General features: G+C 63.3%; 21 protein-coding genes. 15 read left to right on the forward strand and 6 right to left on the reverse strand.

What is annotated here, in order from left to right; genetic code table 11:
* The first annotated feature begins 120 nt into the window (after positions 1-120).
* From V2B23_RS19510 to V2B23_RS19540, 7 genes are all read left to right on the forward strand, one after another.
* A complete protein-coding gene (locus V2B23_RS19510; RefSeq protein ID WP_430951847.1) occupies positions 121-1,023 on the forward strand; it encodes a sulfurtransferase in 903 nt (300 codons plus the stop codon).
* Complete coding sequence (locus tag V2B23_RS19515) at positions 1,020-1,436, forward strand: SufE family protein (protein WP_033231228.1); 417 nt, start codon at positions 1,020-1,022, stop codon at positions 1,434-1,436. The genes V2B23_RS19510 and V2B23_RS19515 overlap by 4 nt, the downstream gene beginning before the upstream one ends.
* Before the next feature lie 10 nt (positions 1,437-1,446).
* Entirely contained in the window at positions 1,447-2,859 is a 1,413-nt protein-coding gene (locus V2B23_RS19520; RefSeq protein WP_430951848.1) for a condensation domain-containing protein, read from the forward strand.
* A gap of 141 nt (positions 2,860-3,000) precedes the next feature.
* Positions 3,001-4,797: an acetyl/propionyl/methylcrotonyl-CoA carboxylase subunit alpha gene (locus tag V2B23_RS19525; protein ID WP_430951849.1), complete on the forward strand. Its 1,797-nt coding sequence runs from the start codon at positions 3,001-3,003 to the stop codon at positions 4,795-4,797.
* A 76-nt stretch (positions 4,798-4,873) separates the two neighbouring features.
* The gene (locus V2B23_RS19530; protein WP_430951850.1) at positions 4,874-5,275 is read left to right on the forward strand and encodes a DUF1707 SHOCT-like domain-containing protein; all 402 of its coding nucleotides are present in this window, start codon (positions 4,874-4,876) and stop codon (positions 5,273-5,275) included.
* A 4-nt stretch (positions 5,276-5,279) separates the two neighbouring features.
* Entirely contained in the window at positions 5,280-5,621 is a 342-nt protein-coding gene (locus V2B23_RS19535) for a hypothetical protein (protein ID WP_430951851.1), read from the forward strand.
* Positions 5,618-5,965 (forward strand): VanZ family protein, encoded by a 348-nt coding sequence (locus V2B23_RS19540; RefSeq protein WP_430951852.1) that lies wholly within the window; start codon positions 5,618-5,620, stop codon positions 5,963-5,965. The genes V2B23_RS19535 and V2B23_RS19540 overlap by 4 nt, the downstream gene beginning before the upstream one ends.
* An 8-nt stretch (positions 5,966-5,973) precedes the next feature.
* On the opposite strand, the gene V2B23_RS19545 is transcribed toward V2B23_RS19540, so the two are convergent.
* Positions 5,974-6,774, reverse strand: coding sequence for a tyrosine-protein phosphatase (locus tag V2B23_RS19545; protein ID WP_430951853.1), 801 nt, complete (start codon positions 6,772-6,774; stop codon positions 5,974-5,976).
* Positions 6,775-6,893: 119 nt separating this feature from the next.
* Between V2B23_RS19545 and uraD the strand changes: the two genes are divergently transcribed.
* The 6 genes from uraD to V2B23_RS19575 are packed head-to-tail and all read left to right on the forward strand — an operon-like array spanning position 6,894 to position 13,538.
* Positions 6,894-7,412, forward strand: a complete 519-nt coding sequence (gene uraD, locus V2B23_RS19550; RefSeq protein WP_430951854.1) for a 2-oxo-4-hydroxy-4-carboxy-5-ureidoimidazoline decarboxylase — start codon at positions 6,894-6,896, stop codon at positions 7,410-7,412.
* The gene (gene uraH / locus V2B23_RS19555) at positions 7,409-7,738 is read left to right on the forward strand and encodes a hydroxyisourate hydrolase (RefSeq protein ID WP_430951855.1); all 330 of its coding nucleotides are present in this window, start codon (positions 7,409-7,411) and stop codon (positions 7,736-7,738) included. The genes uraD and uraH overlap by 4 nt, the downstream gene beginning before the upstream one ends.
* Positions 7,739-7,755: 17 nt before the next feature.
* On the forward strand, positions 7,756-8,679 hold the full coding sequence (gene pucL / locus V2B23_RS19560) for a factor-independent urate hydroxylase (RefSeq protein ID WP_430951969.1): 924 nt from the start codon (positions 7,756-7,758) through the stop codon (positions 8,677-8,679).
* A complete protein-coding gene (locus V2B23_RS19565; protein WP_430951856.1) occupies positions 8,667-10,031 on the forward strand; it encodes an 8-oxoguanine deaminase in 1,365 nt (454 codons plus the stop codon). Before pucL ends, V2B23_RS19565 begins: the two co-directional genes overlap by 13 nt.
* Before the next feature lie 7 nt (positions 10,032-10,038).
* Positions 10,039-10,845: an FAD binding domain-containing protein gene (locus V2B23_RS19570; protein ID WP_430951857.1), complete on the forward strand. Its 807-nt coding sequence runs from the start codon at positions 10,039-10,041 to the stop codon at positions 10,843-10,845.
* A complete protein-coding gene (locus tag V2B23_RS19575; RefSeq protein WP_430951858.1) occupies positions 10,842-13,538 on the forward strand; it encodes a molybdopterin-dependent oxidoreductase in 2,697 nt (898 codons plus the stop codon). The genes V2B23_RS19570 and V2B23_RS19575 overlap by 4 nt, the downstream gene beginning before the upstream one ends.
* On the opposite strand, the gene lat is transcribed toward V2B23_RS19575, so the two are convergent.
* Entirely contained in the window at positions 13,528-14,859 is a 1,332-nt protein-coding gene (lat, locus tag V2B23_RS19580; RefSeq protein ID WP_430951859.1) for an L-lysine 6-transaminase, read from the reverse strand. The two genes, V2B23_RS19575 and lat, sit on opposite strands and share 11 nt — an antisense overlap.
* A 65-nt stretch (positions 14,860-14,924) precedes the next feature.
* The gene (locus V2B23_RS19585; RefSeq protein WP_430951860.1) at positions 14,925-15,386 is read right to left on the reverse strand and encodes an Lrp/AsnC family transcriptional regulator; all 462 of its coding nucleotides are present in this window, start codon (positions 15,384-15,386) and stop codon (positions 14,925-14,927) included.
* A gap of 30 nt (positions 15,387-15,416) precedes the next feature.
* On the opposite strand from V2B23_RS19585, the gene hglS reads away from it, so the two are divergent.
* Together hglS and amaB are read left to right on the forward strand one after the other, a co-directional pair.
* Entirely contained in the window at positions 15,417-16,673 is a 1,257-nt protein-coding gene (gene hglS, locus V2B23_RS19590; protein ID WP_430951861.1) for a 2-oxoadipate dioxygenase/decarboxylase, read from the forward strand.
* Positions 16,670-18,175, forward strand: a complete 1,506-nt coding sequence (gene amaB, locus V2B23_RS19595) for an L-piperidine-6-carboxylate dehydrogenase (RefSeq protein WP_430951862.1) — start codon at positions 16,670-16,672, stop codon at positions 18,173-18,175. Before hglS ends, amaB begins: the two co-directional genes overlap by 4 nt.
* Here amaB and V2B23_RS19600 read toward each other — a convergent pair.
* Genes V2B23_RS19600 through V2B23_RS19610 form a run of 3 tightly spaced genes read right to left on the reverse strand, consistent with a single transcriptional unit; the run spans position 18,126 to position 21,347 of the window.
* Positions 18,126-18,911, reverse strand: a complete 786-nt coding sequence (locus V2B23_RS19600; protein ID WP_430951863.1) for an alpha/beta fold hydrolase — start codon at positions 18,909-18,911, stop codon at positions 18,126-18,128. The genes amaB and V2B23_RS19600 overlap by 50 nt on opposite strands.
* Entirely contained in the window at positions 18,908-19,972 is a 1,065-nt protein-coding gene (locus V2B23_RS19605) for an isopenicillin N synthase family dioxygenase (protein WP_430951864.1), read from the reverse strand. Before V2B23_RS19605 ends, V2B23_RS19600 begins: the two co-directional genes overlap by 4 nt.
* Entirely contained in the window at positions 19,953-21,347 is a 1,395-nt protein-coding gene (locus tag V2B23_RS19610; protein ID WP_430951865.1) for a uracil-xanthine permease family protein, read from the reverse strand. Before V2B23_RS19610 ends, V2B23_RS19605 begins: the two co-directional genes overlap by 20 nt.
* Positions 21,348-21,458 lie beyond the last annotated feature (111 nt).

Genomic DNA, 21,458 nt, shown 5'->3' on the forward strand with positions numbered 1-21,458 from the left:
GGTTCGGGGCAGCGGGAGCGGGCGCCCTCGCGCGCGTTCGAGCGACTCACGCGCGGGGAGCGCCTAGAATCGTTGGAGTCCGTCTATCGACCCGATCGATTCGCCTTACAGGAGCCACCCGTGCCCGTTGCCCCCGATCCTTCACCCGCGTTTGCCGAGTTCAGTAATCCCGACCGGTTGGTCTCTACTGAATGGCTGTCGGCAAATATCGGTGCGCCGGGACTGAAGGTGGTCGAATCCGACGAGGACGTTCTGCTCTACGACATCGGCCACATCCCCGGCGCCGTCAAGATCGACTGGCACCTCGACCTCAACGATCGGGTGACCCGCGATTACATCGACGGCGAGGCCTTTGCCGACCTGATGAACCGCAAGGGCATCAGCCGCGACGATACCGTTGTCATCTACGGCGACAAGAGCAACTGGTGGGCGGCATACGCCCTGTGGGTGTTCACCCTGTTCGGACACGAGGACGTCCGCCTGCTCGACGGCGGCCGCGACGCGTGGATTGCGGAGAACCGCGACACGTCGTTCGACGTCCCGTTTGCCACGTCCACCGATTACCCGGTGATCGCGCGTAACGACACTCCCATCCGCGCCTTCAAGGACGATGTCCTGGCACATCTCGGTGACGGTCCGCTGATCGACGTGCGGTCACCGCAGGAGTACACCGGCGAACGCACGCACATGCCCGATTACCCGGAAGAGGGCGCGCTGCGCGGAGGTCACATCCCCAGTGCCCGGAGCATTCCGTGGGCCAAGGCCGCAGCCCCCGACAGCCGTTTCCGCACGCGCACAGAACTCGACGAGATCTACGGTGATCTGTCGCGCGAAGACAAGATCGTGGCGTACTGCCGTATCGGCGAGCGCTCGAGCCACACGTGGTTTGTCCTCACTCACCTCCTCGGCTACCCCGACGTCCGCAACTACGACGGTTCCTGGACCGAATGGGGCAATGCCGTGCGCGTTCCGATCGCCGTCGGCGAAGAGCCCGGAGACGTTCCCGCCGGAGCATCGGCATGAGCGAACTGCCTGAGCCGCTGGCGGAGATAGTCGACGACTTCGCAGCCGTCGGTACCTCCGACAAGCTCACTCTTCTCCTCGAGTTCAGTCGCGAGTTGCCGCCGCTGCCGGCCGAACTCGAACAAGACGCCATGGAACCCGTTCCCGAATGTCAGTCGCCACTGTTCCTTTCGGTGGACGATGCCGATCGCGACAAGGTCCGGCTGTATTTCAGCGCACCCGCCGAAGCTCCGACCACTCGCGGTTTTGCCTCCATCCTGGCCCAGGGCCTCGACGGCCAGAGCGCCGACGCGATCCTTGCGGTTCCCGACGATTTCTACTCGGCGCTCGGTCTCGCGGAAGCGGTCAGTCCTCTTCGCCTACGCGGCATGTCCGCGATGCTCGCCCGTATCAAGCGTCGTTTGCGGGGCTGAGTACAAGAACATGGAATTCACCGAACTTGCCGACTACGCGATTCCCAGTGGATCGCTCGTCGAATGGCTTCCGTGCGCAACCGGTCAATGGTCGCCTGATCCGCGCCCGGCGTCGTACATCCACGAGGCACACCTGCAGCGCTCGTCCTCGGGCGCAGGCGGGCAGTCCTGGCTGGGAACAGCTTTCGAGATCCCCGGGGCACTCGACCTCGAGGCTTTCCGAATTACTTTGCAGCAGTGGATCGATCGACACGAGGTTCTTCGCTCGCACACGTCGCTCGATACGGAATCGGGTGAGATCACTCGGCACACGGTTCCTGTGAACGGAATCGACATCGGCGTTGTCGATCACGGATACAACTCGCCGAGCCAGGTCAACTTCGAGCACCTGCACCGCCTGTTCGACGAGTTCGCGTCGCCGCACAGTTGGCCGTCGTATGTGTTCGCGACCCTCACACCGCGAAACGACGACGGCCCCTTCACAGTGTTCTTCGCGGCCGATCACTCGATCATCGACGGTTTTTCCATCGTCCTGATCGCACACGAGATCGCGTCGCTGTATCGCGAGAATCTGACGGGCCAGCCGGCCAACTTGTTCCCGGTCGGCAGTTACGTCGATTTCGGGGCACAGGAACGCCAGCAGATGGCAGATCAAGACGCCGAGGACGCCGCTCTCGACGTCTGGCAAGAGGCCCTGGAAGACGGCGGACTCCCCCAGTTTCCGCTGCCGATCGGCGATCGGGGAACCGAGTCCCAGAACGGACTCTCGACGTGGCTTCTGGACACCGATCAGTCGAAGGCGTTCAGCGCCAGGTGCGCCGCGAGCGGTGTCGGCTACTTCGCGGGACTGCTGGGCCGCCTCGCCGCCGTCGGACATGACGTCGCCGGGGTCGATCATTTCCGGGTGGTGACGCCGATCCACACTCGCACCGCTCAGGAATGGGCCGGCGCGCTGGGGTGGTTCGTCGGTTTGTGTCCACTGGACATCCCGATTGAGTCCGACCTCTCCTTCGACACTCTCGCCGAGCGGGCTGCCACATCGATGTCCACACGCAAACCGGCGGCGGCGATACCGTTCGATCGCATCGGCGAGAAACTCGGAACTCCGATCCGGCCTCGATTTGTGGTGTCCTACATGGATGTTCGATTTGTCCCGGAAGCAGCACAGTGGCCGGAGTGGAAGGCGCGCGCACTGCGCAGCAAGGCCTACACCCATGACGTCTACCTCTGGATCAATCGAACCCCGCAGGGTCTCAATCTTGCCGTGCGCTATCCCAACAACGACACCGCAAACTCGTCGGTGCACACGTATGTGGCGGCGTTCCGTCGAGCGATCGAAGAAACGGTCGCCGGCAGAGAAGAGAGGAACCCGACAAACGACGCTCCCGGCTACTCGTCGGTAGCTTTGCAAACCGTTTCGTGAGCACGGCCCAGGTAGACCGATCCGGTTACAACCTGCATCGAAGCGATGAATACACTCCGAAGCGATGCCAGTAAAACTCCAACGGTGACTCCCCCGTGAGTACACCCAAGGAGACAGATAATGCGAACTACAGGAGGCTCAGTGCCCAGTCATGCCAGCGCGCACATTACGAAGGTGCTTGTCGCGAACCGCGGTGAGATCGCGGTGCGGGTCATTCGGGCAGCCAAGGACGCCGGCTACGGCAGCGTCGCTGTCTACGCCGAACCCGATGCCGACGCACAGTTCGTGAAGCTCGCAGACGAGGCGTTTGCCCTCGGTGGACAGACCTCCGCCGAGTCCTACCTCGTATTCGACAAGATTCTCGACGCAGCCCGTAAGTCCGGCGCCGACGCCATCCACCCCGGCTACGGCTTCCTCTCCGAGAACGCCGACTTCGCCCAGGCAGTCATCGACGCGAACCTCATCTGGATCGGGCCGTCACCGCAGTCCATCCGCGACCTCGGCGACAAGGTCACCGCTCGCCACATCGCCGAGCGCGCCAAGGCTCCGATGGCAGCCGGCACCAAGGACCCCGTCAAGGGTGCCGACGAGGTCGTCGCATTCGCCAAGGAATTCGGTGTCCCGGTTGCCATCAAGGCAGCATTCGGCGGCGGTGGACGCGGCATGAAGGTTGCCCAGACCATCGAGGAAATCCCCGAGCTGTTCGAATCCGCTACCCGTGAGGCCATCGCCGCCTTCGGTCGCGGCGAGTGCTTCGTCGAGCAGTACCTCGACAAGGCGCGCCACGTCGAAGCTCAGGTCATCGCCGACCAGCACGGCAACGTCGTTGTTGCCGGTACCCGCGACTGCTCGCTGCAGCGTCGTTTCCAGAAGCTCGTCGAAGAGGCTCCGGCCCCCTTCCTGACAGACGAGCAGCGCGCGCGCATCCACGCGTCCGCGAAGGCCATCTGCAAGGAAGCCGGCTACTACGGCGCCGGAACGGTCGAGTACCTGGTTCAGGGCGACACCATCTCCTTCCTCGAGGTCAACACCCGCCTGCAGGTCGAGCACCCCGTCACGGAAGAGACCGCAGGCATCGACCTCGTGCGTCAGCAGTTCCTCATCGCCAACGGTGAAGAGCTCTCCATCAAGGAAGATCCCACCCCGCGTGGACACTCCTTCGAGTTCCGCATCAACGGCGAGGACGCCGGCCGCGGCTTCATGCCCGCTCCCGGCCCCGTTTCCGTCTACCGTGAGCCCTCGGGCCCCGGCGTCCGCGTCGACTCCGGTGTTGTTGCCGGCGACGTCATCGGCGGCCAGTTCGACTCCATGCTCGCCAAGCTCATCGTCACCGGAGCCAACCGCGAAGAAGCCCTCCAGCGTGCCTCGCGCGCTCTGGCCGAGTTCGAGATCGACGGCCTCGCGACCGTCCTCCCGTTCCACCGCCACATCGTCGAGAACCCGGCATTCGTCGGCAACGGCGAGAAGTTCGACATCTACACCAAGTGGATCGAAACCGACTGGGAAAACACCATCGAGCCGTACGCCGGTTCCGGTGCCCCGGTCGACGACGAGGACGAGGCTCTGCCGCGTCAGAACGTTGTCGTCGAGGTCGGTGGACGTCGCGTCGAGGTTTCCCTCCCGGGACAGTTCTCGCTCGGCAACGGCGGCGGCGCAGCATCCGGTGCCATCCGCAAGAAGCCGAAGGCACGCAAGCGTGGCGGCGCCGGCGGCGGCGCAGCATCCGGTGACGCCGTCACCGCTCCGATGCAGGGCACCGTCGTCAAGGTTGCCGTCACCGAAGGCCAGGAAGTTGCCGAAGGCGACCTCATCGCTGTCCTCGAGGCCATGAAGATGGAAAACCCCGTCAACGCGCACAAGGCCGGTATCGTCACCGGACTGTCCGTCGAGGCCGGCGCAGCCATCACACAGGGCACGGTTCTCGCAGAACTGAAGTAAGGCTTTTGCACTGTGCGCCTTTCCGGTAGTTCCCACTACCGGAAAGGCGCACAGTCGTTTGAGTAGGCTGTCACCCATGGCTGATGTTCCCGACATTCGTATCGGCACTGCTGAACGTGAGCAGGCATTGACGGCGCTGACCGAGCATTTTGCCGCCGGTCGCCTCACTGTCTCGGAGTTCGACGAGCGCAGTGGAATCATCACGGCTGCAACAACTCGCAGTGAGCTCGCTCCGGTTTTCAAGGATCTTCCCGATCCCGTTCCATCTCCCGCCGCCACATCTGCTTCGGTTCCAGCGCGGAAGTTCGACCCCGACTGGTCCGGTCGCATCATGGCGGTCATCCCGATTCTTGCCCTCATCCTCTTCTTCGTCACCGGTACGTGGCTGTGGTTCCTTGCCATTCCGCTGGCCGGCGCACTGCTGTTCGGGACGGACAAAGAACGCAAGAAGAAACGTCGCGACGACAGGAATTCCTGAATTCATGGACCCGATAGAGATCAATGCGGGCGCGTGGTACCTGCGAGCGTTGCGCGCGGACGAGCGTGTCGACGACCGACCGGCGCTTGCCGACGGAGGGATCAGCGACCCCGGTTACGTAGATCTCCGGACATCTCAGTGGGCCGAGAACACCCTTTACTCGTGGGCGGTGTGCCAACCCAATACCGGTGAACTTCTGGCGGAGGTTCTGCTGACGCCAAATGGCGCCACCGCCGAACTCACCGGTTGGGCAAGATCGGGCCACGACGACGCTCTTGCTACCGCAGCGGACGCGGTTTCGCGTTTTGCCGAGGGCGCCCTCGAACTCACGGTGACTCGCGGATGACGTACAACCGGTACTGGCCACTTGCCATCGCTGTGGTGATCGCACTGGTCATGTTGTTCTCCCCCGGATCCACCGTTCCGTCCGGGCCGGAGAACAGCGACAAGGTCACCCACATGTTGATGTTCGTGGTTCTGGCGATGACGTCGTTGCACGCCCGAATCCCCTGGTGGCTCACGGCGCTGTGGCTGATCGCGTTTGCCGCGGTGTCCGAAGTCCTGCAGGGGGTCCTGCCGATTTCCCGTTCGGGTTCGGTGTGGGACGCGGCCGCCGATCTGGTCGGTATCGCGATCGGCATCGGGATCGCCGCGGCCGTCGGATACCGGCGACGGGCCCGCGCCGTCTGACCCTGCGTTCAGCCGATCAGGTTGCCGCGCAACCGAGTCTGAGTGTCCTGGTCGATCTTGAGCCCGTCGGTGAAATACGCCTCGATGGAACCGTGTACCGATTCCAGTTCGGCAAGCGATGCCTCCAGGTATTCGGGCCGTACGCCCAGAACTCCTTCGAGCAGTGCCGGATCCCCTCCCGAGGCGGCAAATTTCTCGAAGAGCGGCGCGAACAGCGGTAGCAGGACCGTGTTGGTGAGCAGGTAATCCTCGAACACCGCGTCCTTCGACGCACCGAGGAAGAGCAACAGCGCCGCCGCGGCCCATCCCGTCCGGTCTTTACCCGTCGTGCAGTGAATGAGTGCCGGGGCACTGGACGGCTCTGCCAGGTCGAGGAACAACTGGCGGTACGACGCCACCGCGCTCGGCAGGGTCACAAAATCTCGGTAGCTGCCCTGGAAGTACTCGAGCGCCTGCCCGCTTCCGAGCAACTCGGACGCGGCCCGGGGATCTGCGATCACCTGCTGCATCTGGGCCGGGATAGCTCGATACTGCTTGTCCGCCAATACGTCCAGTCCGAGTTCCCGGATTCCGGACGGGGTCCGGTCCGGTGCTGTTTCGCGCTCGGAGGCGGTTCGCAGGTCGTAGATCGTGGTGACGGCCAAGTCGGCCAGCGTCTGCTCCCCTTCTTTGCCGAGCGACGCAAGATCGGTGGAGCGGTACACCGCGCCGGTTCGCACCGAACCGCCGAAGCGGGACTCCGGTCCCCCGATATCACGCAAGTTCGCCAGCGAAGGAACAACGGAGGACAACTTCGGATTGTCAGTCATACCTACGAACATAGGCGATGACACCCTCACGACTTATGACACTCACGACAATTGCGACGTACGATCGCCCGTAATTGCTGCGCTACATTTCCGAAACATGTTCGGATAATGCTGTGGACATGCCTACAACGAATTCCAGCGGTCTCGATGCGTTCAACGCACTCGCAGACCAATCGGTGCACAAGGCTCTGCTCGACTGTTGCCACTCCGACGCCTGGGCGAACTCGCTCGTGGCGGCACGGCCCTTCGCGAGTGTCGACGCTCTCCTGACCAGCGCGGATTCCGTCCTGCGCGACCTACCCGAATCCGAGATCGACAATGCCATCGCGGGGCACCCGCGTATCGGTGAGCGCACCGAGAATGCGTCGTCGAGCCGCGAACAGGCTGCGGTATCCGCGGCCGGCGCCGACGTCCTCGAGCAGTTGCGAATCAAGAATGCCGAGTACGAGGACAAGTTCTCACACGTCTACCTCGTCTGTGCAAGCGGCCGCTCGGCCACCGAACTGCTCGACATACTCCGCAGGCGACTGGAAAACGATCCGGAGACCGAACGCCGCGTGCTACGAATCGAGTTGGCCGCTATCAATCGCATCAGACTCAACCGTCTGATCGACTCGTTGTCCGGAGATGATGCATGAGCAAGGTACTGAGCACACACATCCTCGATGCGACGACAGGCAACCCGGCCGCAGGTGTCCACGTCCAACTGTGCGGGCCGGACGGTTCACCGATTTCTCAGGCCCACACCGATTCCGACGGCCGGGTCGCCGAACTTGCCCCGGACGGCCTGACTCCCGGCACCTACCGCCTGATCTTCGACACCGGAACATATTTCGAGTCGATCGGAAAGCAAACCTTCTACCCGGAAGTGACAGTGACCTTCCGGATAGACGACACGAGCCGTGGATATCACGTCCCGCTGTTGCTGTCCCCCTTTGCCTATTCCACCTATCGCGGGAGCTGAGAACCACTGTGAACACCATCAACACGACCACCGCACCGCTCTCCGGGACCATCGAACTCACCGGGCACCAGTACGGCAAGGCCGAGAATCGTGTTGTCCGGATCTACCGCGACACACCGCGCCACGAGATTCACGACATCAACGTCTCCACTTGTCTGCGAGGCGATTTCGCCGATGCCTACCTCACCGGCGATCAGTCGAAGGTGCTACCCACCGACACTCAGAAGCAGACGGCGTACGCCTACGCCAAGGAAAAGGGCCTGATCTCGATCGAGTCGTACGGCCTCGAACTCGCGTCGCATTTTGTCGACGACATCGAACCGGTGACCGGCGCACGGATCGAGATCGAGGAGTACGCCTGGGAGCGCGCGGTGGTCGACGGAGCCGAGCACGATCACACGTGGATTCGTAAGGGACAGGAAGTGCGAACCGCGTCGATCACGCACGACGACGCGGGAACCTGGGTGATCGGCGGCTTGAAGGACCTGGTTCTGCTCAAGTCCACCGGAAGTGAGTTCTCCGGGTTCCTCCAGGATCCGTACACCGTTCTCGAACCGACGCAGGACCGCGTCATGGCCACCACGCTGGTAGCGCAGTGGCGATTTGTCACCACCGACGTCGACTGGGAATCGGTGTACGTCGGGATCAAGGCTCAGATCGTGAAGCAGTTCGCGACGGTGCACTCACTTGCGTTGCAGCAGACCTTGTTCCAGATCGGCAAGGCAATCCTCGAGGAGTTCCCGATCATCGCCGAGGTGCGGCTGTCCGCACCCAACAAGCACCATTTCGACTACGCACTCGGCCGTTTCGGTATCGAGAACGACAACGAGGTGTTCCAGGCCGCGGATCGCCCGTACGGTCTGATCCAGGCGGCCGTCGCTCGCTCCGACGCACCGGACGCCGGCCCGTCGTGGACCACCTATGCCGGATGGCTTTCGTGACCGATTTCGTCATCAGGGGTGCCCACGTCGTCACGATGGACGGCGCTCGAACCGAATTCACCGACGGGTACGTTGCGGTCACCGGGAACATGATCACAGCCGTCGGCCCCGGGCCGGCTCCGGAGTTTCCCGGGGCACGTACCGTCGACGCCCGCGGTTGCCTCGTGACGCCGGGTCTGGTGAACACTCACCATCACCTGTACCAGTGGATCACTCGCGGCCTGGCTGCCGATTCGACGCTGTTCGAGTGGCTGACCACGCTCTACCCGATCTGGGCCGGTATCGACGCCGGCGCAGTGCATACGGCCGCAACCGGTGGCCTCGCTGCGTTGGCGAAGACGGGATGCACCACCACCACCGATCATCACTATGTGGTCCCACGCGATGCCGGCGATGTGTTCGAAGCGGAGATCACGGCGGCAGCGCAGGTCGGCCTGCGATTCCATCCAACACGGGGGTCGATGGACCTCGGGCGGAGTTCCGGCGGACTACCGCCTGATCACGTGGTGGAGAAACTGGACGACATCCTCACCGGCACCGCGTCGGTCATTGATCGGTGGCACGACCCCAGCCCCGATTCGATGCTCCGGATCGCGGTAGCACCCTGCTCCCCGTTCTCGGTCACCGAGGCGTTACTCCGCGAGTCTGCCGTTCTGGCGCGGGATTCCGGCGTCCGAATGCACACCCATTTGGCGGAGACGCTGGACGAACAGGACTTCTGCGCAGAGCTGTTCGGCTGCACGCCGATGGAGTACATGGAGCGAGTCGGCTGGGTCGGCCCGGACGTGTGGTTCGCGCACGCCGTTCATCTCGACGATTCCGCGATCGAGACCATGGCGCGCACGGGAACCGCTGCGGCGCACTGCCCTACGTCCAATGCCCGACTCGGCGCCGGGATCGCGCGCACCCGCGATTTGCTCGATGCCGGTGTCACCATCGGGCTCGGAGTCGACGGCGCCGCCAGCAACGAGGCGTGCAGTCTGGTCGAGGAGTCGCGCCACGCCCTCCTGTTCGCCCGCGCCCGCGGCGGCCCCCAGGCTTTGACGGTTCGCACCGCACTGGAACTCGGCACCATCGGGGGCGCTAGGGTTCTCGGCCGTGAGCAGGAGATCGGCTCCCTCGAGGTGGGAAAACTCGCCGACCTCGCGGTGTGGGATCTGAACACACTCGCGCACACCGGAATCACCGACCCGGTCGCGGCGTTGGTACTCGGCTCGACACCGCCGTTGAAACTGCTGATGGTGAACGGTGCGGTTGTGGTCACCGACGATCGGGTAACCACGATCGACGAGGACGTCGTCGCATCGGACGTTGCTCGCGCTCACCTCGACCTGGTGCGAAAGGCCGGGTGAGCCGACAATGGATCTGCACACGGTCGATCAGGTTCTGGTACCGGCCACTCGGACCGATTTGCCCGGTCCGTCGACCGGTGTCGGATTCATCGGCGGCGGTACCTGGCTGTACTCCGAACCTCAGCCTCACCTGAGCACGCTTGTCGATCTGGCCGGCTTCGGCTGGGAGTCGCTCACAGTCAACGAGCAGGGCCTCGAGATTGCCGCGACGTGCACGATCGAGGAACTGTGCCGCTCCGAACTTGTGGCACCGTTCCGGGCGCGGCAGTTGTTTCGGGACTGCGCGGACGCGCTGCTGGCATCGTGGAAAGTGTTGCGCCACGCCACCGTCGGCGGAAACATCGCTCTGTCGTTTCCCGCCGGCGCCATGACCACGATGGCCGTCACCCTCGACGGCGAATTGACCGTGTGGCAGCCGGGCGGAAGCGAATACCGAGTGGCCGTAAAAGACTTTGTGACCGGCGACGGCACAAATACGCTAGGCGTCGGTGACATCATTCGTTGTATCACTCTTCCCACTCCCTCGCTGCTCGCCCGCACCGCATTACGCAAGCTCGCTCAAACCTCGCTCGGACGATCTGCCGTTGTCGTGGCGGGCCGAAAAGACGCCGCGGGCTTCACACTCAGCGTCACGGCGGCAACACGACGGCCCCACGTGCTGCGATTCGACGCCCACCCGAGCGCGTCCGAGTTGGCCGACGCACTTCGGGTGATCCCGGCTGACTGTTATTTCACGGACGTCCACGGCAGCGCGCCCTGGCGTGAGTCGATGACAGCACTACTGGCCGAAGAGGTCAGGGAGGAACTCACATGAAGTACTCCGTCGACGGGGTTGCCCGCGACGACGAACCACGTCCGGGCCAGTGTTTGCGGACGTTCCTGCGCGAGCACGGCGTCATGTCCGTCAAGAAGGGGTGTGACGCCGGGGATTGTGGCGCGTGTTCGGTGCTGCTGGACGGCACGCCCACGCATTCGTGCATCTTTCCGGCGCACCGTGTCGGTGGGCACGAGATTGTGACCGCAACCGGCCTCGGCACGGAAGGCAATCTGCACCCGACGCAGCAGGCTTTTGTCGACGCCGGCGGATTTCAATGCGGTTTCTGCACCGCAGGCATGGTGGTGACGGCGTCGGCGTTGACACCCGCCCAGAAGGAGAACCTGCCGCAGTCGATGAAGGGAAACCTGTGCCGCTGCACGGGGTATCGCTCGATCTGCGATGCCCTGGCCGGCGCCAAAAACGTCGAGGACGCGGATCGCTCGGTAGCTCAGGGTCGTTCCATCGCGGCCCCGGCTTCGAGTCGAATCGTCACCGGAACGGAACCCTTCACTCTGGATCTCGCCGCGGGCGACGTCCCGTCGGGCTTGGTGCACGCGGCGGTTCTCGGCAGCCCGCACGCCCATGCGTACATCAAGGAGATCAACACTGCCGCAGCGCAGTCCGCGCCCGGCGTCGTGGCAGTTCTCACCTATCTCGACAGCCCGGATGTTCTCTTTTCCACAGCGCGCCATCAGAACCGCACCGACGACCCGGACGACACCCGCATCTTCGACCGCACCGTGCGTTTCATCGGTCAGCGAGTTGCCGCTGTCATCGCAGAAACGCCGCGGGACGCACAGCGCGCACTGGCGCTGATCGAGGTCGAGTTCGAGGTTCGCTCAGCGGTGTTCGATCCTGAACCCGCTCGAGCGCCCGGGGCGCCGCTCCTGCACGCAGACAAGGACGTTGCCGCGCGTATCGCCGAGCCGACGCGCAACGTCGTCGCCGCGCTCCACGACGGAGTGGGCGATGTCGAGAAAGCCCTGCGTGCATCCGCTGCCGTTGTCGAAGGCACGTGGCAGACCGCTCGGGTTCAGCACGTCGCGATGGAAACGCATGCCGCAGTGGGCTGGCTGGACTCCGATGGCCGGCTTGTCATTCGCAGCAGCACGCAGGTGCCGTTCCTGGTTCGCGACGAAGTGGCACACATCTTCGATCTCGCCCGCGAGGAAGTCCGCGTGTTCACCGCGCGAGTGGGTGGCGGTTTCGGCGGCAAGCAGGAAATGCTGACCGAGGACCTCGTTGCCCTTGCCGTCCGGAAGACCGGCCGACCGGTGCAGTACGAGTTCAGCCGCAGCGATCAGTTCACCATGGCGCCGTCGCGGCACCCGATGCGGGTGTCGGTCCGGTTGGGCGCTGACGAGCAAGGCCACCTGAGCGCGCTGGCGATCGATGTCCTGTCCGACGCGGGCGCATACGGCAACCATTCTGTCGGAGTGATGTTCCACGGCTGCGCGGAATCTATTGCCGTCTACCGTTGCCCGAACAAACGCGTCGACGCCGAGGCGGTGTACACGAACAACGTGCCATCTGGTGCGTTCCGCGGCTACGGTCTGGGGCAGATCATCTTTGCCGTCGAATCCGCGATGGATCAACTCGCCCGGAAACTTGGTGTCGACCCGTTCGAGTTCCGTCGACGCAACGTAGTGGTTCCGGGTGACGACTTCGTGGACTGGCACATCGAAGAAGGCGACCTCGAGTTCGGTAGCTACGGTCTCGATCAATGCCTGGATCTGGTCGAGCGCGCCCTGTCGAGCGGACGAGGGCAGGCACCGCCCGACGGACCCCGGTGGAAAACGGGACAGGGCATGGCCGTTGCGATGATCGCCACGATCCCCCCGCGCGGACACTTCGCCGACACCTCGGTCACCCTCGAAGCCGACGGGCGGTACGTGGTTCGGATCGGCACCGCCGAATTCGGTAACGGGACAACAACAGTTCATCATCAGATCGCCGCCACTGAATTGCGAACCACCGTTGATCGCATTGTGATCGCTCAATCCGACACCGATATCGGTGGCCACGACACCGGCGCCTTCGGTTCGGCCGGCACCGTCGTGGCGGGCAAGGCTCTCCAGATCGCCTGTGAACGCCTCCGGGATCGGATACTCGCCCGCGCACAATCGCTGTGTGGCGGTCCTGTCGAACTCACGACGGACGGTGTGACCACCACAACGGGTCGTCTCGGCTTCGCGGCGCTCCTCGACGGCGGACCGCTCTCGGCCGACGGCCACCATGACGGCTCGCCGCGGTCGGTGGCGTTCAACGTGCACGGCTTTCGGGTCGCGGTGGATACCGCAACGGGCCGGGTGATCATTCTCCAGTCGGTCCAGGCTGCCGACGCCGGCACGGTGCTGAACCCCGCGCAATTGCGTGGGCAGGTGGAAGGTGGTGTGGGACAGGCACTCGGCGCAGCGATGTTCGAGGAGATCGTCATCGACGACGGCCAGGTGGTGAATCCGCAACTGCGCAACTATCACGTTCCGCAGTTGGCGGATCTCCCGATCACGGAGGTACTTTTTGCCGATACCTACGACAAGTTGGGACCATTCGGCGCCAAGTCCATGAGCGAAGCGCCGTTCAATCCCGTTGCGCCGGCACTGGCAAACGCCATCTTCGACGCGGTGGGTGTCCGGTGCCGCGCCACTCCGATGACACCGGATCGGATCTGGGCCGAGCTCACGCGGTAAGTGCGTGCAGCACCCGCTCGACGGCGTCCACCGCTGCGTCCAACTCCCCGGTTGTCACGGTCAGCGGTGGGCGGAACCGAATTCCGCGCTGCCCGCTCGGCAGAATGAGGACACGCTCGTCGTCGCGCAGCGCGGTCACCACTCGGTCACGTAACTCGCTGGTGCTCAGGGTGATCGCGCACATGAGGCCACGTCCGCGGGGTTCGGTGAGGTCGTCGAACTTCTCGCTTGCCGCGGTCAGTCGCGCAAGCAGGTGCGCGCCGGTGAATCGAACCCGGTCGATCAATCGGTCGCGTTCGATGACCTCGAGAATGTGCCGGGCACGCACCATGTCGGTGAGATTGCCACCCCAGGTCGAGTTGATCCGCGAACTGACACGAAAGACGTTGTCGTGCACCTCGTCGACGCGGCCGCCGGCCATGATGCCGCAGACCTGAGTCTTCTTCCCGAATGCCACGACGTCCGGCGCCAGCCCCAATTGTTGGTAAGCCCAGGCCGTTCCGGTTGATCCGCACCCGGTCTGCACTTCGTCGAGGACAAACAGCGCATCGTTCTCGCGGCACAATTGCTGCATCGCCTGGAGAAACTGCGGCCGGAAATGGTGGTCACCACCCTCACCCTGGATCGGTTCGGCGATGAAACAGGCGATGTCGTGCGGATTCTCGTGAAATGCGCGCCGGGCCTGTGCCAGAGTGTCCTGCTCGACAGCCTCGACGTCGCGCCCGCCGGAGAGATACGGCGAGGTGATCCGGGGCCAGTCGAACTTGGGAAATCGGGCAACCTTTCCCGGATCGGTGTTGGTGAGGGACATCGTGTAGCCACTGCGCCCATGGAAGGCCTCGGTCAGGTGTAACACCTTGGTTCCGAGATCCGGTGAGCGTCCCGCACTTTCGTTCAGCCTGCTCTTCCAGTCGAACGCCACCTTCAGTGCGTTCTCCACAGCCAGCGCTCCGCCGTCCACGAAAAACAGGTGTGGTAACGCGGGATCGCCCAGTACCCGAACAAAGGCGTCGACAAATTGCGCCATCGGCACGCTGTAGATGTCGGAATTACTCGGCTTGTTTGCTGCGACCATTGCCAATTCGCGCGAGAACGCCTCGTCGTCGGCGATGTCCGGGTGGTTCATTCCGAGCGCCGACGACCCGAAGAACCCGAACATGTCCAGATAGTCGACACGGGTGCGGAGATCTCGTAGATACACACCGTGCGAGCGTTCGAGATCGAGAACCAGATCGAATCCGTCCGTGAGAATACTGGCGGACAGGACCTCGAACACCGGGAAATCCGCACTGCCGTCGAAGCCTTGCGTCGCGGTACTCATACGCAAAGATTAAGTCAAAATTATTGCTATGTCGATGATTCGATGGAAAAATTACTGCGGAGAGGTCATTCGTCGTAAAATGTTTGAAGAATGACCGTGCTACGGGTGCTCACATTGGCCGCCGTTCGGATCTCCTGCAGCAACGCCTCCAACGCCCGAGGCGAGGCGACCCGCACAAGAAGAACGTAGCTTTCGGCCCCGGCTACCGAGTGACACGACACCACTTGGGGCAAGTGCCGAAGCCTGGCCGGCGCATCGTCGGGCTGAGAAGGATCCAGAGGGGAGATCGCGACAAATGCCGACAGATTCTGACCCACGGCTTCCGGATCGATCTTTGCCGTGTACCCCCGGATCACGTTGCGCGATTCAAGCCGACGCACCCGCGATTGCACCGCCGAGATCGACAGTCCCGCCTTGTCGGCAAGACTCGCCAAAGTGGCACGCCCGTCCACAACAAGCTCTCGAATCAACAACTTGTCCGTGTCGTCGACCGGAAGAGTTCCGCCGTCATTCTGTTCGTCACCCACCCGCGAAGATTAACGTAACCGGACATACACATGCTTGAAAAGTGGCAGTTACGTTCTCGCTTTGCCGCCGAACTGTCTCGGATGTACGGGAACGAGGTTCCCGCCTACAACACGCTGGTCGACGTAACACTGCAGGTCAATCGGGATTACACAGCCACCCATCCAGGCTCGGAACGCTGGGGAACCCTGGGCCGGATCAGCGCGGAACGCCACGGTGCGATCCGGCTGGGCACACTCGGCGAACTGCGCGACGTCGCGACGATTTTCGGCGCCCTCGGGATGTCTGCCGTCGGGTTCTACGATCTCCGGCTCACCGATCCCCCCGTTCCCGTGGTCTCTACCGCGTTCCGTCCCACCGATCCGCGAGAACTCGCATTGAACCCATTCCGCGTCTTCACTTCGGTTCTCACTGCCGGCGACAAGCGCTTCTTCACCGCCGATCTCCAGCGCCGCATCACTGCATACCTGGACACACGGTGTCTCTTCTCCCCCGACCTACTTCGCCTGGCCGCTGCCGCGCAGCGCGACAACGGGTTACCGGAGCCGAAGGCCACTCACTTCGTCGACGCCGCCACCCGCGCCTTCCGCCTCGGAACCGAGCCGATCGACGCGCCCTGGTACCGAGAACTTGCGCAGATCTCCCCGGTGGCCGCGGATATCGCGGGCCAAAGCTCGACCCACCTCAACCATCTCACTCCACGCGTACTCGACATCGACGATCTGTATCGCCGCATGACCGAGCGCGGCGTCACCATGATCGACCGGATTCAGGGACCACCACGATGGGGCGGTCCACCACTCCTGTTGCGGCAGACCTCTTTTCGGGCTTTGGCGGAGAACCGCCCGTTCCGCGAGCCCGACGGTTCGGTGCACGATGCCCCCGTCCGCGTGCGCTTCGGTGAAGTCGAGGCCCGCGGCATAGCGCTGACCCGCAAGGGCCGCGAGATCTATGACGCTCTGATCTCCTCCCCCGACACAGCGGTATGGGAGGAGATGTTTCCCTCCACGGAGGACGGCCTTGCCGACGCCGGCCTCGCGTATTTCACCTACCGACGTGACGGTTCGACGATAATTCGCGAACCCATCGTCTACGAAGACTTCCTGCCGGCGTCGGCCGCTGGGATCTTTGCGTCGAATCTCGATTCGCCCGGTGGATTCGTTTCCGATGCGAACAGCGCCGATTACGGGCAGGATCGACTCGAGGGCGCCATCGGACACACCATCCTCGACCCTTTCGAGTTGTACCGTACGCAGCAGGACGCCTCCCGCGAAAGGACTCACCCGTGAACCTTCCCGATCCTTCCGCTCTCGCCGAGCGCGCCCACTCCGCGCTTGCTCGCTGCGGAGCCGAGTGGCCCACCGGCAACCTGACGGCTCGTACCCCGATCACCGGCACCGAAATTCGCACCCTGGAACAACATTCCACCGGCGATGTGCACAGCGCGGTAGCCGCAGCACATGACGCGTTCGTGGACTGGCGCACGGTTCCTGCGCCGATCCGCGGCGGCGTCGTGCGACAACTCGGCCGACTCCTGAGCGAGCACAAAACCGATCTCGCGGAACTGGTCACCCTCGAGGCCGGCAAGATCTCGTCGGAAGCACTCGGCGAGGTGCAGGAAATGATCGACATCTGCGAATTCGCGGTTGGTCTCTCACGTCAACTCTACGGGCGGACAATGCCTTCGGAACGGCCAGGACACAGACTGATGGAGACGTGGCACCCCATCGGTGTTGTCGGTGTCATCTCGGCCTTCAACTTCCCGGTCGCGGTGTGGTCGTGGAACACCGCCATCGCCCTGGTGTGCGGAGACACGGTGGTCTGGAAGCCGTCCGAGACCACCCCTCTGACCGCGCTGGCCTGCCATACCCTCCTTCGCCGCGCCCTCGCCGAGTGCGGCGCGCCACAAGACGTTCATCAACTGGTGATCGGTGGACGCGACGTAGGTGCGGCCCTGGTCGACAATCCACAGGTCGCTCTGGTGAGTGCCACCGGGTCGGTTCGCATGGGACGCGAGGTGGCGCCGCGCGTGGCAGCGAGGTTCGGAAGAAGCCTCCTCGAACTGGGCGGCAACAACGCCGCCGTTGTCACCCCGTCAGCGGATCTTGATCTCGCAGTCCGCGGAATCGTCTTCTCTGCCGCCGGAACTGCGGGGCAGCGGTGTACGTCGTTACGCCGGTTGATTGTTCACGAATCGATAGCCGACGAACTGGTAGCACGAATTTCGGCCGCCTATGCACAACTGCGGGTAGGTAATCCGTTCGACGACGGCGTCCTGGTCGGGCCGCTGATCAACGATGCCGCATTCGAGGCGATGCAGGCCGCGCTCACCGCCGCGCAGGTGAGTGGCGGCACCGTCGTCTGCGGCGGAGAGCGCGTCGGCGAAATTGGTTGCTACGTACGCCCGGCGCTGGTCCGGATGCCGACACAGAGCGACATCATGCACACCGAAACCTTTGCCCCGATCCTCTACGTCGTCACCTACCGCGAGTTCGACGACGCCATCGCACTCCACAATGCTGTGCCGCAAGGGCTTTCATCCTCGATCTTCACTCTCGATCAGCGGGAGGCCGAACGGTTTCTCGCCGCCGACGGATCCGACTGCGGCATTGCCAACGTCAACATCGGCACGTCGGGCGCAGAGATCGGCGGCGCGTTCGGCGGCGAGAAGGACACCGGCGGCGGACGCGAATCGGGGTCCGATGCCTGGAAGGCGTACATGCGCCGCGCGACCAACACGATCAACTACTCGGACCAACTGCCGCTGGCTCAAGGCGTCGAGTTCGGCTGAGTACGTCCGCAGCAAAATCGGTAATCGCGCTGACCAATTCGGTGCGCGCCGACAATTGTGGCGCGTGATCGGTCTCGAGGCTCACCACGGTGGCGCCGGGCACTCGCTGCTGCATTCCTCGCTGCGTCTCGATCGGAACTGTACGGTCCAAGGTGCATTCGACGTACAGGCGCGCAGCGGTGCCGAAGCGCTCTGGGGTGATGGTCGGCGCCATCAGCCGTGCGGTTTCCTGTTGCGGAACAAGTTTGCGGGACGCAGCGATCGCGTCGGCGACCGGGGCCTCATGGAAGAACACCGCGGCACCTGCTTCGGGTGGGACCACAGTCGAAAACTCGTCATCCGAGCTGACCACCCATCGTGAGATCCCGACGGGCGCCGGTAATTCCAGTTCGTTGCACAGCATTCCGAAGTCCATACCGGACGGCAGCATCATCCCGGCGACGTACACGATTCCCGCGACCGCAGCGGGAACGCGCTCCGCAACCTGTGACACCACGATTCCGCCACCAGAGTGGCCTACCAGGACAGCCGGGCCGTCCATCGAATCGAGCACCGCTACAACATGATCGGTCACTGCGCCGAGGTCTACGACGGTGTTCCGATCGAGGACACCGACCCCCGGAAGATTCACGACAACCGGGTTGAACCCCAGTTCTCGCAGTGGTTCCAGCATCGAGTCCCAGACCCAGCCTCCGGCCCAGGCGCCGTGGACCAGAACGAGATTCCTGGCAATCACGATGTTGCCTCCAACTGCGCTGCGACACGAACCCTCTCGGCTTCACGCCCGGCGGCGGCGTTGGACTTGCCCTGGCGCGATCCGGCCAGTTTTGCCTTGATGTGATCACGGACGGAGACAGGTTCATACGCCAGTCCGGACTCGTCGAAGAAACTCGGCAGAGTTTCGATCATGGCATCGACGTTTCCGTCGTGGAAAAACGCGGCGGACCGACGACGCTTGATCGTGCCGTTCACCACGGGAGGTGCCACGCGGTGCAGCGTCGACATCCAGCGGTCATTGGTCAGCTGAGCCGTCAGATCGCCCAGATTGACCAGTAGCGCATCGTCTTCGGGCCACACGTCGTGCCACCGCTGGTCGCTTCCGAGCACCTGGAGCCCCTCGACCTGATCTGCCCACAGGACGGTGACAAGCCCGAAGTCGGTGTGTTCACCCATCCCTTTCAGATCACCGTCCAACGTCACGGTTCCCTCGGGCAACGCGTAGTTGTTCATTCTCAGCACGTCGATCGAGTGGTCGGTGATCGAACCGAAAAACCCCGGCGTCAGCCCGAGTGCATCATCGAAGATAGTGGTCAGTGTGCGTGCCACCCGTGCGGCGTGTGTGTAGTACGACTCGATCCGGGCCCGGAATTCCTCGACGTCCGGCCAGACGTTGATTCCGTAATCCGCCTCGGAGAGATCAAGATCGGTGAACGACCGGGCCTCGATGCCGACGTTGAAAGCCTCGAAAAAATCGTTCATCCGAGTCGCGGATTCCACTCCGAGACTCAGGCTCAGCGATTCGCTCTTGGGTGGGCTGTACCCGCGGTTGGCTCCGGCAACGCGGTACTCGTTCTTCGCCTTCATCGGTAGTGCAAAGAAATCGTCCATCGCGCCGGCGAGACCTCCCGCCGCTTCGGCCGGAATTCCGTGACCTCGGATCTGGATGAATCCCACTCTGCTACAGGCATCGTCGATCTCGGCGGCAACTCTGGCCTGCTCCTGCGGCGAACCGCCGAGAACGTACGGGGAGATGTCGATGACGGGCACTTCGAAGGTCTCAGGCGGTGACTGCGACATTGGCGTCTCCTGTTGGTGCGACTGTGGACTGTGCGACTGCTGGTGATTCGGGAAGACTCTCGCGCGAACTGCGGGCGAGTTCGCCGAGTCGGGTGTGGTTGAACAGCAGGTTGAGCGTGAAGGCGGACGCCGCGGCCAGGGTGATTCCACTGCCGAGCAGGATCTGCGCCGACGACGGGAACCTCTCGAACATTCCTTCCGCGAATTCCGGAAGGAGACCGATTCCGACGGATACTGCGGCAATGGTCGTATTGATCGGATCGCTGAGGTCGACTTTGCGGAGTGTGTTGATGCCGACGACGGCAACTGTGGAGAACAGGATGATGCCGACGCCGCCCACCACCGGATCAGGTAGTGCGGCAACAACTTCGCCCATTCGGGGGATCAGTCCGAGAACGATGAGGATGGCGCCACTGGTAGCGGTGACGTATCGGCTGTACACCCGGGTGGTCGCGACCGCGCCGACGTTCTGCGAGAACACGGTGTCGACAAAGGCGTTGAAGATTCCGCCGAGCACTCCGGACATGCCGTCGGCCACCAGGCCACGTGCCAAATCCGCCTTCTTCAAGGGCTTTCCGGTGATCTCACTGACTGCCAGCATGCTGGCGGTCGATTCTGCGAACACGACCGCCATGACGATGCTCATGGCCACCACTGCGGTGACCGGGAACTCGGGCGCACCGAAATGGAAGGGCATCGGAATGCCGACCCACGCGGAACCGGATACACCGCCGAGGTCGATCAGACCCATCGGAATAGCGATCACGGTACCGATGACCAGCGCGATAAGCACTCCCAGCTGAGTCCACATACCGCGCCCGAGGCAGATGAAACCGACGGCGATCGCAACGACAGCTGCGGCCAGCGCAAGGTTCTTGGGATCTGCGAAAGACGGTGCGGTGGGATCGTTTCCGACGATCAGGCCACCGGCGACGCCGATCAGCGAGATACCGATCACGGTCAGGACCACTCCGGTGACAAGCGGTGGGAAGTAACGGACGATCTTGGCAAACGGCACTGCCAGTGCGATTCCGACCACACCACCGACCAGCATGGAGCCGTACACCGCTTGCAATCCGTATTCCTGCGCGATGAGAATCATCGGTGTCAGACCGGCGAATGTGGCGCCGCAGACGATCGGAAGTCGTACGCCCGCAATCTTCCCCACACCGAGGCTCTGAACGATGGTGATGATGCCGGCAACAAGCAGATCGGCGCTGATCAGAAGTGCAACGGTGCTACGGTCCAGGCCCACGGCCGCACCGAACACCAGCGGTACCGTGATGCAGCCTGTGTACATGATCAGGACGTGCTGAAGAGCAAAAGCTGACTGGCGGGCAAAGGGCAACCGCTCGTCGACTGGATGGATGGCCATGCGCCGATCTCCGTCCGTAGCTGGGGGTGTTTTGTGTACTTCCCTATTGAGCACGTCGATAATTTCTTGCTGTGGTCAATTTTGTTTCGCGCATGTAATGAAATTCTCCGC

The organism is Rhodococcus sp. 24CO (genome assembly GCF_050586165.1).
Lineage (GTDB): Bacteria > Actinomycetota > Actinomycetes > Mycobacteriales > Mycobacteriaceae > Rhodococcus_F.